The organism is Rhizobium sp. Nf11,1 (assembly GCF_050587665.1).
Classification (GTDB): Bacteria; Pseudomonadota; Alphaproteobacteria; order Rhizobiales; family Rhizobiaceae; genus Rhizobium.
Map to the genome: position 1 here is coordinate 236,017 of NZ_JBOBHU010000008.1, position 13,160 is coordinate 249,176.

At 62.9% G+C, this 13,160-nt stretch carries 13 protein-coding genes and 2 pseudogenes; 13 read left to right on the forward strand and 2 right to left on the reverse strand.

The annotated features are described in order from the left end of the window. Positions 1–144 precede the first annotated feature (144 nt). Together ACQ7C1_RS14870 and ACQ7C1_RS14875 are read left to right on the forward strand one after the other, a co-directional pair. Positions 145–1,548 carry a PLP-dependent aminotransferase family protein gene (locus tag ACQ7C1_RS14870; RefSeq protein ID WP_430958796.1) on the forward strand — a complete coding sequence of 468 codons (1,404 nt, stop codon included), beginning with the start codon at positions 145–147 and terminating at the stop codon, positions 1,546–1,548. A 187-nt stretch (positions 1,549–1,735) separates the two neighbouring features. Continuing rightward, positions 1,736–2,104 (forward strand): DUF983 domain-containing protein, encoded by a 369-nt coding sequence (locus ACQ7C1_RS14875; RefSeq protein WP_430958797.1) that lies wholly within the window; start codon positions 1,736–1,738, stop codon positions 2,102–2,104. Positions 2,105–2,106: 2 nt separating this feature from the next. Here the strand turns inward: ACQ7C1_RS14875 and ACQ7C1_RS14880 are convergent, their stop codons facing one another. Continuing rightward, positions 2,107–3,000: a LysR family transcriptional regulator gene (locus ACQ7C1_RS14880; protein WP_430958798.1), complete on the reverse strand. Its 894-nt coding sequence runs from the start codon at positions 2,998–3,000 to the stop codon at positions 2,107–2,109. 132 nt (positions 3,001–3,132) lie between these two features. Here ACQ7C1_RS14880 and ACQ7C1_RS14885 point away from each other — a divergent pair, with 132 nt between their 5' ends. The 6 genes and pseudogenes from ACQ7C1_RS14885 to ACQ7C1_RS14910 all read left to right on the forward strand — a co-directional run bounded on the left by ACQ7C1_RS14885 (position 3,133) and on the right by ACQ7C1_RS14910 (position 6,972). Beyond that, the gene (locus ACQ7C1_RS14885; protein ID WP_430958799.1) at positions 3,133–3,744 is read left to right on the forward strand and encodes a glutathione S-transferase family protein; all 612 of its coding nucleotides are present in this window, start codon (positions 3,133–3,135) and stop codon (positions 3,742–3,744) included. A gap of 58 nt (positions 3,745–3,802) precedes the next feature. Further along, complete coding sequence (locus ACQ7C1_RS14890) at positions 3,803–4,747, forward strand: pyridoxamine 5'-phosphate oxidase family protein (protein ID WP_430958800.1); 945 nt, start codon at positions 3,803–3,805, stop codon at positions 4,745–4,747. 66 nt (positions 4,748–4,813) lie between these two features. Further along, positions 4,814–5,275, forward strand: coding sequence for a DUF1348 family protein (locus ACQ7C1_RS14895; RefSeq protein WP_085777497.1), 462 nt, complete (start codon positions 4,814–4,816; stop codon positions 5,273–5,275). Between the two features lie 16 nt (positions 5,276–5,291). Further along, positions 5,292–5,575: pseudogene (locus tag ACQ7C1_RS14900) on the forward strand (TetR/AcrR family transcriptional regulator); the annotation flags it as partial. Between the two features lie 384 nt (positions 5,576–5,959). After that, positions 5,960–6,633, forward strand: a pseudogene (locus tag ACQ7C1_RS14905) (hypothetical protein); the annotation flags it as partial. Positions 6,634–6,666: 33 nt separating this feature from the next. Beyond that, positions 6,667–6,972, forward strand: coding sequence for a Dabb family protein (locus tag ACQ7C1_RS14910; protein ID WP_183703774.1), 306 nt, complete (start codon positions 6,667–6,669; stop codon positions 6,970–6,972). A gap of 263 nt (positions 6,973–7,235) precedes the next feature. Here the strand turns inward: ACQ7C1_RS14910 and ACQ7C1_RS14915 are convergent, their stop codons facing one another. Next, the gene (locus ACQ7C1_RS14915) at positions 7,236–8,459 is read right to left on the reverse strand and encodes an MFS transporter (protein ID WP_430958801.1); all 1,224 of its coding nucleotides are present in this window, start codon (positions 8,457–8,459) and stop codon (positions 7,236–7,238) included. A 510-nt stretch (positions 8,460–8,969) separates the two neighbouring features. Between ACQ7C1_RS14915 and ACQ7C1_RS14920 the strand changes: the two genes are divergently transcribed. From ACQ7C1_RS14920 to ccmI, 5 genes are all read left to right on the forward strand, one after another. Then, entirely contained in the window at positions 8,970–9,218 is a 249-nt protein-coding gene (locus tag ACQ7C1_RS14920; protein WP_011424624.1) for a hypothetical protein, read from the forward strand. 53 nt (positions 9,219–9,271) lie between these two features. Continuing rightward, complete coding sequence (locus ACQ7C1_RS14925; RefSeq protein WP_085777499.1) at positions 9,272–9,943, forward strand: response regulator transcription factor; 672 nt, start codon at positions 9,272–9,274, stop codon at positions 9,941–9,943. Beyond that, on the forward strand, positions 9,933–11,336 hold the full coding sequence (locus ACQ7C1_RS14930; protein WP_430958802.1) for an ATP-binding protein: 1,404 nt from the start codon (positions 9,933–9,935) through the stop codon (positions 11,334–11,336). The genes ACQ7C1_RS14925 and ACQ7C1_RS14930 overlap by 11 nt, the downstream gene beginning before the upstream one ends. 118 nt (positions 11,337–11,454) lie before the next feature. Further along, entirely contained in the window at positions 11,455–11,880 is a 426-nt protein-coding gene (locus ACQ7C1_RS14935; protein WP_430958803.1) for a hypothetical protein, read from the forward strand. A 98-nt stretch (positions 11,881–11,978) separates the two neighbouring features. Continuing rightward, on the forward strand, positions 11,979–13,106 hold the full coding sequence (gene ccmI, locus ACQ7C1_RS14940; RefSeq protein WP_430958804.1) for a c-type cytochrome biogenesis protein CcmI: 1,128 nt from the start codon (positions 11,979–11,981) through the stop codon (positions 13,104–13,106). Positions 13,107–13,160: the final 54 nt, after the last annotated feature.

The window sequence follows — 13,160 nt, forward strand, 5'->3', positions numbered from 1 at the left end:
AAGGGGCGGCGGCAAGGTTGGAGCGGCGGGAATTTCCGCCACCGCCTCCCCTGGCGTCGAGGAATACCGGACTATGCGGGGGTGGTAGGGCGCTGCGCAACAATATACAGTCAATCCAGGAATCAGACGTGCACGGATCACGACATGAACGACTGGCATCCCGATCTCAGCCGCAGCAGCAGCCCGCGCTACATGGCGATCGCCGATTTGATCGAAATGGATCTGCGCAGCGGTCACTTGGTAGCAGGTGACCGGCTGCCGCCGCAGCGCGAACTTGCCAAACGGCTGAACGTCGATTTCACCACGGTGGCGAGAGGATATGTCGAGGCGCAGAAGCGCGGCCTCGTTGATTCCCATGTCGGTCGAGGCACTTTCGTCACCGGCGCTGCCGTCAGGCAGCACCAGGACTTAGGCGCCGATTACGCGCCCGATCCCCGCCGTGCGTCGGTTGTCGACTTCTCGATGAACCTACCGCCGGAACCGGACGATCTGGAGTTGATCGCCCGCATGCGTGAAGGCATGTCGGCGGTAGCCGCGAGTCTGATCCCGCTTTTGCGTTATCAAGGCTTCGGCGGCTCAGTCGTGGACAAGGAGGCCGCCGCCGCCTGGCTCGGCCGCCGCGGTCTGACGCCCTCGCAGGAGCGGTTCTTCGTCACGCCGGGCGCCCATCCGGCTCTCCTGGCGATCTTCGGCCTGCTGGCCAAGCCCGGCGAGACCGTACTTTCGGAAATCATCACCTATCCCGGGATGCGCTCGATCGCAGCCCAGTTGCGGCTCAATCTTGCCGGCCTGCCGATGGACGGGGATGGAATCCGGCCGGATGCTTTGGCCGCGGCCTGCGAGCGGTTGAAGCCGAAGGCGCTGTACCTCAATCCGACGCTGCAGAACCCGACGACGCTGACGATTCCCGCCGGCCGCCGTGAGGAAATCGCAGCCGTCGCCCGCAAATATCACCTGCCGATCGTCGAGGACGATGCCTACGGCTTCATTCCGCAAGAAGGGCCTGCGCCGATTGCGGCGACGGCGCCCGATCTGACCTGGCATATTGGCGGCCTGGCGAAATGCCTCGGCGCGGGCCTGCGCCTTGCCTATGTCGTGGCGCCCGACACCAGGGCGGTGTGGCCCTTCGTTAGCGCCATGCGCGCAAACAATGTCATGGCCTCGCCGTTGAATATGGCACTCGCCACCCGCTGGATCGAGGATGGCACGGCCGATGCGATCCTCCGCTTCATTCGCGCAGAGGCGGGCGCCCGCCAGCAGATGGTCGCCGCCGTTCTGCCCGCCGGCAGCTACCGCGCCGATCCGATCAGCTTCAATATCTGGCTCCCTCTCACCAACGGTTGGACCCGTTCCACCTTCGGCAGCCATATGCATTCCGCTGGCATCGGCGTGGTGGCAAGCGATGCCTTCACGGTCGAGGGCGCCGCGCCCGAGGCCGTCCGGGTCTGCCTCGGCGGCCCGATTGCACGCCAGAAATTGCAAGGCGCATTGGAGTTCATGGCCCATGCGCTGGAAGGACCGCCGGAGATGGCGGCTTCGTTCTTTTGATCCGGCCGCTTCGCGGCCTGCCAGGCCGCTCTTCGAATGGTTTGCGCCCATCTGCGACCGGCCCCTTGATCGGTCGGGGGCTTCTGCGGCAATCTGGCAGATTGATCGGTGTCTTCCGTGCAATGTATTTGTATTGAATGCATACATTGCGCGGCATTGAATGAGCCGTGAGATAGGATCAATCATCATGGACACGGAATATCCCCCGCTTCCTCCGATGCAGACCGGCATCAGGGGACGCTGCCCGCGCTGCGGGCAGGGCCATATGTTCAAGGGCTTCCTGACGCTGCAGCCGCAGTGCGAAGCCTGCGGCCTCGATTATTCTTTCGCCGATCCGGCTGACGGCCCGGCCTTCTTCGTCATCTGCTTCGCCTGCATCCCGAGCGTGTTGCTCGGCGTCTGGCTGGAGGTGGCTTTCTCGGCGCCGATCTGGGCGCATCTTCTCGTCACCGGTCCCTTCATGCTCGCCACCTGCATTCCGCCGCTCAGGCCACTGAAAGGCTGGCTGGTCGCCAGCCAGTATTTCTACAAGGCGGAAGAGGGCAGGCTTGCCTGACGCTATTTCAACGTTGCGCGCAGGCGCGGCGTTGCAAAATCGATGAGCGCCCGCAGCTTCAGCGGCACCAGCCCCTGCGACGGGTAGACGAGATGCACCGGTGCAGGCTGTGGCTCGAAATCGGCAAGCAGCGGCACCAGCAGGCCTGCCTTCTCGGCACCCGCGGCCTGGTAGGAGAGCACGCGGGTAATGCCGAGACCGGCGACGGCAGCATCGACGGCCGCCTCCGCGGTGTTGACGGCAAGCCGTGAGCGGATCGGCACCACCAGTTCCCGTTTGCCCTCGACGAATGTCCAGCTGCGCGTCGAGGCCATGCCTTCGAACGTGATGCAGTCATGCACCGAAAGATCGCTGGGGTGGCGGATTGCGCCGTGCCGGGCAATATAATCCGGGCTTGCATAGACCGTGCGGCGGATTGCGCCGAGCCTTGTCGCGATCAGGTTGCTGTCGGCTAGGTTGCCGATCCGAAGCGCGAGATCGATATGATCCTCGACGAGGTTAGCGAGCCGGTCGCCGAGCATCAGGCGCAGATTGATATCGGGATAGGCCTTCAGAAAGTCCACGACGATGGGCAGGACATGCAGCCGCCCGAAGACGATCGGCGCCGTCATCGTCAGCTCGCCCTTCGGCGCGCTGTATTCGCCGGCCGCCGTCCGTTCCGCTTCTTCCACTCGGTCGAGAATCTCCCGCGCCGCCTCGACATAGGCGCGGCCGGCCTCCGTCAACCCGATCTGCCGATTGGTCCTTTGCAGGAGCCGCGCGCCCAGATGTGCTTCGAGTTCCGAAACCTTGCGGCTGACGGTGGCAAGCGGCGAGTGCAGATGCCGCGAGGCGGCCGACAGGCTGCCTTGTTCGACGACGGTGAGAAGCACGGTCATGGCTTCGAGGCGGTCCATCCTATCCTTCCATAAATTGGAAATCTGTCTTTCAGATTAGCATTCTACTCCAACTCAGCGGAAGGCCGTAAATTCGCTGCCGATGGTTCCGAGCAGCCATCGCCAATCGCCTTCGTTGCCACAGGAGCCATCATGAAACTCTACCATCACCCGCTATCCGGCCATTCGCATCGTGCCCATCTTTTCCTGTCGCTGCTTGGTGTGCCCTATGAACTGTTCGAGGTCGACTTGGCGGCAGGCGCCCACAAGGCGCCGGAGTTCCTCAAGCTCAATCCCTTTGGCCAGGTGCCGGTTCTCGATGATGACGGCACGATCATTACCGATTCCTCCGCCATCCTCATCTATCTCTCGCGCAAATACGGCCGCACCGATTGGCTGCCGGAGGAAGCGGTTGCTGCGGCGCGGATACAGAAATGGCTGTCGGTCGCCGCGGGCGAGATTGCCTACGGGCCGTGTGCGGCCCGTCTGGTCACTGTCTTCGGCGCTGATTTCCGTACGGAGGAGGTGATTGCCCGGGCGCACCGCATCCTCGCACTAGTCGAGGCGGAGCTCGGCGGCGACAGCTTCCTGCTCGGCGACAGGCCGACGATCGCCGACATCGCGCTTTACAGCTACATCGCCAATGCGCCGGAGGGCAATGTCGATATCTCGGCCTATCCGAGCGTCCGCGCATGGCTTGCGCGCATCGAGGCGCTGCCGGGTTTTGTCGGCTTTCGGAAGACGAAGATCGGCCTTGCCGCATGAACAGTCGCCGGGGCGGATTGCCGTCCCGGCTTCCCGATGATCCCACAAGGAGGCCATGATGCTGAATGAGACAGGACAGGGTGCCGCATCGCCCTGGCATGAGGGCGAACTTGCCATGCAGCGTAGTATCGGCGTCGTCGACCGCATGGACGGGCCAGGGCGCAATTTCATTCGCAAGGCCATGCCCGAACAGCACCGCGCCTTCTTTCCGATGCTGCCTTTCGTCGTGCTCGGCGCGGTCGACGCCAATGGCGATGTCTGGGCAACTGTGCGGGCGGGGCGCCCGGGATTCATGTCCTCGCCGGTGCCGGAGGCTCTCGACGTGGATCTGCTCCGAGACCCGGACGATCCTGCCGACGCAGGCATGGAAGATGGAGACGCGATCGCGCTGCTCGGCATCCAGCTCGATACCCGCAGGCGCAATCGGCTGAACGGCGTGATCCGCAGGACCGATGCCGAGGCTTTCCGCCTGCGGGTCGGCCAGAGCTTCGGCAACTGTCCGCAATATATCCAGCCGCGCTCAGCCGTCTTTGTCCGCGATCCCGATAAGCCCACCTCGATGCGGCCGCTTCACTCCGTCAGCCTCGACGACCGGGCGCGGCGGATGATCGGGAGCGCCGATACGTTTTTCGTCGCCTCCTATGTCGATCGTGAGAATGGTGAGCGGCAGGTGGATGTCTCCCATCGCGGCGGCAATGCCGGCTTCGTGCGGCTCGGTACCGACGGCGTGCTGACCATCCCCGATTTTCCCGGCAACCGGTTCTTCAACACGCTCGGCAATCTTCTCGTTAATCCGACGGCCGGGCTGGTCTTCGTCGATTTCGAAACCGGCGATATGCTGCAGATCACCGGAAGGGCCGAAATATTGCTGTCTTCGCCTGAACTCGCCAGCTTTGAAAGGGCCGAAAGGCTGTGGCGTTTTAAGCCCGAGAGCATCGTGCTTCGCCCGGATGCCCTGCCGTTGCGCTGGAGCCGCAATCTCAACCGAGCAGAAGGTAGGTGAGCATGATGCTCGCTGATGTTTTTACCAATCGCTACAGTCACGACAACTCAATACAGGAGAAAGATCATGTCCAGCCTCGTCCCGCCCTTCACCCTCGAGACCGCCACCCGGAAGGTTCGTCTCGCTGAGGACGGCTGGAACAGTCGAGATCCCGAGCGCGTCTCGCTCGTCTATACGCCGGATAGTCGCTGGCGCAACCGCGCCGAATTCATCAACGGCCGCGCCGAGATCGTCGCTTTCCTCACCCGCAAATGGGCCAAGGAGCTGGATTATCGGCTGATCAAGGAAATCTGGGCCTTTACCGACAATCGCATCGCCGTCCGCTTTGCCTATGAATGGCACGATGACAGCGGCAATTGGTTCCGCTCCTATGGCAATGAGAATTGGGAATTCGACGCGGCGGGCTTGATGCAGCGCCGTTTTGCCTGCATCAACGATCTGCCGATCCGGGAAACGCAGCGCAAATACCACTGGCCGCTCGGCCGGCGGCCGGATGACCACCCCGGCCTAACCGAGCTCGGTCTTTAAATCGCGTCGCAGGCGATATCGGCCGCTGTCGCATGACGACGCCCGTCAGGCGATCGCGGCAATGTGGGTCAATGTCAATGACTACTTCCGCGCCGGCGGCCGCATCTGCCTCGTCGGCGCCTTCGCGCTCCACGACACCCGTGAGCGGTTTTTCTCGGCGACCGCTGGTTATTTCATCCGCTGGATCGATGCATCGCGTTCGGCCTCATGCGGGCCGGCTGTGCTGAGGCGGAGGCGCAGACGCTGGCTGAGGAAGGCGTCTGCGGCATTCAGGGTGCTCTGGTTCTAATGGCGCGCACTTAGGAACAGAGCCTCTTCACCCGGTCGCTGGAAACCGGCTTGAGGCCGCAGCGCAATGAGCCCGGGCCTTACATCCGCACCGCTTTGCTGTATTTCTCAGCGCTGCTGTTGAGGCTGCTGGCTCGGACGGGTATTCTCGCGCTCAGGGCGAACCTGGCGCCACTCATTTTCCATCTGGTCGAGGACATGCTGGGGAATAGTGGGCTGTGTGTTGGCGGGCGCCTGCATCGGAAGTCTCCTCTTGTGGTGGTAAGGCTTCAGGGCAAGAAAATGCATCGCATAAGCCAAAAGGAATGTAAATCAGGGGCTTAGGCACTTAAAACGATTAAGTTTATTTTAATCGATTAAGACGATTTTAACCGTAACGTCTACGGGAAGCGCGGAATGGTTGTCCACATGGACCGTGTATTCTTTTTTGATGCGGTGCGCCAAGAGCTTTTCAAAGGCGGGCTGACTCAGCCTCAGGTGGTGGGCATGACGGCGATTCTCGACGCCTGGGAAAAGCGGTTCACCCAGGCCGATCGCCGATGGCTCGCCTATATCCTTGCCACGGCCTATCATGAAACCGCCTATACGATGCAGCCGGTGCGCGAGACGCTGGCCGAAAGCGATCTGCGCGCAGTCGAGATCCTAGAAATCGCCTTTGCCGCGGGCCGGCTCTCCTGGGTGAAGACGCCCTACTGGCGGCCGGACGAGCATGGTCGCTGCTGGCTCGGGCGCGGACTGGTGCAACTCACCCATAAACGGAATTACGAGGCTATGAGTGCGCTGACCGGCATCGATCTCGTCGCCGATCCCGATCGGGCAATGGAGATGGATGCGGCGGTGACGATCCTGATCGAAGGCATGCTGCAGGGCAGCTTTACCGGTCACAAACTCGCCGATCACCTGAATGCGACGACCGAGGATTGGGTCAATGCGCGCCGCATCGTCAACGGCACCGACCGGGCCGAGAAGCTTGCGGGTTACGCCATGGCCTTCCATGCGGCACTGCGTCCGGATGCCGCGCAGGACCGGCCGCGCGGTTGAAGGCCTGCGGCGCGCGTGTTATCGCGCGGGCCAACCCTCTGGAATCTGACAGGAGCTTCCGCGTGATCCGCCATATCGTCTTCTTCACCGTGCAGGAGGAACATCTGGAGGAGGTGAGGGCGGGACTTTCGATCCTGACCGGCATTCCGCACGCGCGACTGCTGGAAATCGGTACGAACGTGAAGACCGATCAGCTGGGCACCGAGATCGATCTTGTGGTCTATGGCGAATTCGATGATGCGGCGGCTCTCGCCGCTTACAAGGCGCACCCCGATTACCAGCGTTCGATCGAGCGCGTGCGTCCCCTCCGGGAAAAGCGCATCGCTGCCGATTACGACAGCCGCACGGCGGTGACGCGGCCGCTCTGACGCCAGCCATCTTCTGGTAGCCCCGCTTGGGGCGATGGTGGAAAATCGCCATTTGTTTTCAGAGAGATGAGAGATTTTTCGGATTCAGGTCGTTGCGACACGGACCGACCTTCTGAGATACCGGATCACTTTTCGAGAAACCCGCCGCAAGGGACTCAAAAGACTCGCCGATCACGACGGATCATGGCTCGTCGGAACAGCTGCGGCGGCCTGAAGATGCTGATCGAGAGATATTCGGAACCGCTGACTTCCAGGCCCGAGCCTCACGAAACGACCGGCCTCGGCTCCGGCGCCCCGGCGCCCCGCACCAGCGCCAGCAGCATCAGCACGAGAGTGAGCGCCAATGCTGAGAGAACGGCGCAGGCGAGCAGCGCCGGACCGGTGCCGGCGCGATCTAGAATGGCGGTGAAGACCACGGGAGCGATGGCATTGGCGAGGTTCTGCGGCAGTGACAGCCGGGCCGAATGCAGGCCGAATTCGCTCGGCGAGAACAGCGCCAGCGGTAGCAGGGCCCGGGCGACGGCCATGACGCCCGAGCCGAAGCCGTAGAGCAGGATGAAGGTGACGAGGACCGGCGTTGATTGGCCGGCCATCAGCATGGTCAGAAAGCTGATCACCGTCAGGCCGATGCCCATGACGGCGCTGAGAATGGGGTTGCCGCGGCGGCCGAGCAGCATGTCGAGGAAACGGGCCGAGATGCCGAGGACGCCGCGCGCCGAGCCGAGCTGCAGCGCCAGCGCCGGTGAAGCCCCGGACTGGCGGAAGATTTCGATGAGCGATGGGGCGATGCCGAAGGTGACGAAAGTCGAGATCGTTGTCACCGCGGCAATCAGCAGGAAGGCCTTGCGCTGCGCCGTCTTCGATAATGGCACCGGCGGGATCTCCGCCGCGCTGCTCTCGGCATGCGCCGCGATCGGCTTCGGCAGAGCGAAAAGATGCAGCGGCAGGCAGACGAAGAATTGCAGCGCCGCGCAGAAAACAAAGGTGAGCCGCCAGCCGACCGCCTCGTTGAGCAGGCTGAGGATCGGCCAGAAGATGGTGCTCGATAGCCCGGTGAACAGCATGAGGATGGCGATGACGCGTTTGCCGTTTATCCCTTCGCGTTCGACGACGGCGGTATAGGCCGGTGCCGAGAGACCCAATGCGCCGCCGATGCCGATGACGAGCCAGGCGGCGGCGTAGAGCAGAATGCCGTTTGCCACCGCCAGCAGAGAGAGGCCGAGCGCGAAGATCAGCGAGGCGGCCGAAAGCACCCGGGCAGCGCCGTAGCGGCCGAGCCAACGGCCGGTCGTCGGACCGGCAATGGCGCTGACCACCATCATGATCGTCAGGCCGGCAAAGATCACCTCGTTCGCCACGCCGAGAGCCGGCGCCACGGCGCGGCCCATGACGCCGAGCATGTCGAACGTCGTGCCCCAGCCGATCAGCTGGGTAACGGCAAGCACGGTGACCGTCTGCGCCGAACGGAAGCGGAAGGAATTTGGCATCGGGGCTGATAGAGTCTGAAATGCGGGGCCAGCAAGGGATAGCATTTTCAACCAGCCAGCGAAAGCTGCGAACGGCAATTCCGCTATGCCTCCGCCTGCGTTTTTTTCGAACGGATGAAAAGATCAACGAACGATATGAGAGAGCGGTACAATTTGAGGACGACCCGCTGCGCCCTGATGCGTGCCGCTGCCAGCCGGCCTGACGTAATTGCTGTTCGGCGCGAATCGCGGCCGATTCGGAAACGATGACCACGGTGGGATCACCCCGGTTTTGCATGCTTGCCGGAGGCGCTGGCCAGCATCCGGATTCCAGCGGCGGGACGCCTCGTTTCCAGGCCCAAGGCGGACCGCCGGCACTTGTGGCAGCAGCCGATTCCAAGGGCTGAAATCGATTGCGCTAAGCAGTCGAGAACCGTTCTAAACGCCCTGTATTACAGCGCATTCATTTGCCATTCAGGTCGCTTGAGTACATATTCGCAGCAAGTTGGAATTACCTTGAAAGCGTAAGACATGGCCTTTCCTCTGAGCGTCGCAGTAGTGGCCGCCGGACTGGTGGTATCGGCGCCCTCACCGGATGGCGCGGGCACCCTCGTCCTGCGCGTGGCTGGCGATTGCAGCGCCGCCGCAGCCCAGGTCGTCGAACAGACGGGCGGGCAGCTCCTGTCCGTGCAACCGGTGGGCGATAGCTGCATCATTACCGTTCTCGTGTCGGGCAACGGCCAGCGTCCACGCAAGGTAACGGTAAAGGTTCCGATGTAAGCGGAATCGGTCTATTCAAACATGATCGTTTTGAAGCGGACGAAGGCGGACCGATGCGCATCCTGGTAATCGAAGACGACGTCAACCTGAACCGGCAGCTGACCGACACGCTGAAGGAGGCGGGTTATGTCGTCGACCAGGCGTTCGACGGCGAAGAGGGCCATTTCCTCGGCGACACCGAGCCCTATGACGCCATCATCCTCGATATCGGCCTGCCGGAGATGGACGGCGTCACCGTGCTGGAAAAATGGCGCGGCGCCGGCCGCGGCATGCCGGTCTTGATCCTGACGGCGCGCGACCGTTGGAGCGACAAGGTCGCTGGCATCGACGCCGGCGCCGACGACTATGTCACCAAGCCTTTCCATGTCGAGGAAGTTCTGGCGCGCATTCGGGCCTTGATCCGGCGCGCCGCCGGCCACGCATCCTCCGAGATCGTCTGCGGGCCGGTGCGACTCGACACCAAATCCTCGAAGGCGACGGTCAACGGCACGACGCTGAAGCTGACCTCGCACGAATATCGCCTGCTCGCCTATCTCATGCATCACATGGGCGAGGTCGTCTCGCGCACCGAGCTCGTCGAGCACATGTACGATCAGGATTTCGATCGCGATTCCAACACGATCGAGGTCTTTGTCGGCCGTCTGCGCAAGAAGATGGGCGTCGATCTGATCGAAACGGTGCGCGGTCTCGGCTACCGCATCCAAGCGCCGAAACATGCGAATTAAGTCCCTCACCGCACGCGTGTTGCTGCTGACCACGGTCTGGTCGACGGTGGCCCTGGTGGTGATCGGCCTACTGATCTCGACGCTCTACCGTAAGAGCGCCGAACGCGGTTTTCAGGATCTGCTGCGGGCGCAGCTCTATAACGTCATCAATTCGGTGACGATCGGCGATCAGGGGGCGTTGAGCGGCAGCCCGCAGCTCGGCGACCTGCGTTTCGCCCAGCCGAAGACCGGCTGGTATTGGGTGGTGGAGCCGCTCGGCACTTATACCACTGCGCCGTTGGTCTCGCCCTCGCTCGGCTCGGCGCTCATTCCGGTACCCTCCGTCGTCGAGGCGCCTTTCGACAAGAATTATGAGCGCTACTACCAGGTGACGGATGCCTCCGGGAACCGCGTGCAGGTGGCCGAAACCGAAGTGGTGCTCGACACGGACGGGCGAGCGGCGCGCTTCCGTGTCACCGGCAATGTCGACGTCGTCGAGGACGATGTCCGCACCTTTTCCCACAGCCTCTATCTGGCGCTTGCCGGTTTCGGCGTCGGCAGCCTGATCGTCAATGCGCTGGCGATTCTCTATGGCCTGAAGCCGCTCGACAAGGCGCGTGCCGCATTGGAGCGCATTCGCGCCGGCGAGAGCGAGCAGCTGAAAGGCGACTTCCCGCGCGAAATCCTGCCGCTCGCCAACGAGGTGAACGCGCTGATCGACAGCAACCGCCGCATCGTCGAGCGGGCTCGCATGCAGGTCGGCAATCTCGCCCATTCGCTGAAGACGCCGATTGCCGTTCTCCTCAACGAGGCACGCGTCCTTGAAAAGTCTCATGGCGAACTGGTGCGCAGCCAGGCGGAATCGATGCAGGGGCAGGTGCAATCCTATCTCAACCGGGCCCGCATCGCCGCCCAGCGCGAATCCGTGCTCGCCCGCACTGACGCCGAACCGGCGCTGGAGCGGCTGGTGCGCGTCATGCGCCGGCTGAACGTCGATACCGAATTCGATCTTGTCGTGTCGCCGCCGCATCTTGCCGTTGCCATGGAACAGCAGGATCTCGAGGAAACCGTCGGCAATCTTCTGGAAAATGCGGCGCGTTTCGCCAAGAGCAGGGTGCGGCTTTCGGCCGTCGAGGCTGGCGAGGACGTGAAAGGGGTGGAGGCGAGCGCCCGCCGGCGCTGGGTGGAGCTTGCCGTCGAGGATGACGGCCCCGGCCTTGAGCCCGACCAGATCCGCGAGGCGCTGAAGCGTGGCCGCAGGCTCGACGAAAGCAAGCCTGGAACCGGCTTGGGCCTTTCGATCGTCACCGAGATTTCCAACGAATACCAGGGAAGGCTCGAACTGTCCCGCGGCGAGTGGGGCGGGCTGAAGGCGAAGCTTATACTGCCTGGCGTCACAAAGGATGTTGCATGACCAACTGCTTGATGTCACAAGGATAGTGGCAAATGTATAGCATGCTTTGCCACAATGCTGACACGGGGACGCTTCACTTCGATCGGCTGAATTTGACCTCTGATCGTGGTTCGACGCAATGATTCTACGCTCGCAAGGCATGATGGTTTCCATCCTTCTTCTCGCCGTCGCGCTCACCGGCTGCACGACGACGAAGGGTGCCGCTTCGCGTGGCATTTTTTCGAGCAAACCCTCCGCCTCGGCCGCCTTCATCACCGCGCTCCAGGGCGGCATCGTCGGCCGCAGCGGTGTGAACTTGAGCGACAGCAACAAGCAGCGGGCGCTCGAAGCAGAGTATCGGGCGCTGGAAGGGGCGGCGGTCGGCCAACCAGTGGTTTGGAGCGGCAAGGACGCCACAGGCAAGGTCGTGGCGGCCGCACCCTATCAGGTTGGCTCGCAGAATTGCCGGCAATATACCCATACGCTGACGGTCGACGGCAAGGAGACCGTGGCGCGGGGTGCAGCCTGCCGCAACCAAGACGGCAGCTGGTCGCCGCTCGGTTGAGGTCTTTTCAGCCCTAGAATGCGGCGAATAGCCTCAAATCTTCGTCATTCCGGCTTTGGCAGTTGGAATAGGCGTGTGCTTCACGTATTTGGGCCGATATGCTGTTCTGGATTCTCGTTGCCGTTCTGACGGCAGCCGTCGCCGTCATCCTGCTTTACCCCCTTCTGCGTGGTGCGAAGGCGGCGCAGAACAGCCGCGCCGGCGAGGCGGCGGTCTATAGCGACCAGTTGCGCGAACTCGACCGCGATCTTGCTGGCGGGCTGATCACGCCTGAGGAGGCTGATTACGCCAGGGCCGAAATCGGCCGGCGGCTGATCGCCGTCTCTGCCGCAGAGCCGGAGACGGTAGACAAACCCGCACGGCATCGCCGTCTCACCGAAGTCTTCGTCCTGTTGATCCTGCCGGTGCTCGGACTCTGTCTTTATTTGACGACGGGCAGGCCGGATCTGCCGTCGCAGCCGCTGGAAGCGCGGCTGGAAAATCCAGGCGACGACGTGGCGGTGCTGATCGCCAAGGCGGAGCGGCATCTGGCTCAGAATCCCGACGACGGCAAGGGCTGGGACGTACTGGCGCCGATCTATTTCCGCACGATGCGGATTGCCGATGCCGAGGTCGCCTACCGCAATGCGATCCGGCTTCTAGGCCCGAGCCCGATCCGGCTCGACGGCCTTGCCGAGACGCTGATGGCGGTTTCGGACGGCGTCGTGACGGAGGAAGCGCGTCAGGCGCTGGAACAGTCGCTGACGCTGGAGCCTGATAATCCGCGTGCCCGCTTCTACATCGCGCTCAGTATGGAACAGGCGGGGCGGGCCGACGAGGCCCGCCGGGCTTTCGAGGCGCTGGCGCAGCAATCGCCGGCCGATGCACCCTGGCTGCCGCTGGTCAATGAACATATCGCCAAGAACGGCGGCGCGGCTCAGCCGGCGGCGCCTGGCGGACCGACGTCGGAAGATGTGGCGGCGGCTGGAAACATGAGCGCCGACGATCGCCAGCAGATGATCCGCGGCATGGTCGAAAGCCTTGATGCCAAACTCAGCGAGGATCCCAACAATTTCGAGGGATGGATCCGCCTCGTCCGCTCTTACGCCGTATTGAACGATAAGAATCGCGCAGCCGACGCCCTGAAGCGCGGGCTGGCCGCCTTTCCGCCGTCCGGCGAGCAGGGTCGGCAATTGCTGGCGCTTGCCAGGGAACTTGGCATTGCCACGGAGGGCATGACGCAATGACGCGCAAGCAGAAGCGCCTTGCGGTGATTGCTGGCGGGATGAGTTTCATCCTGG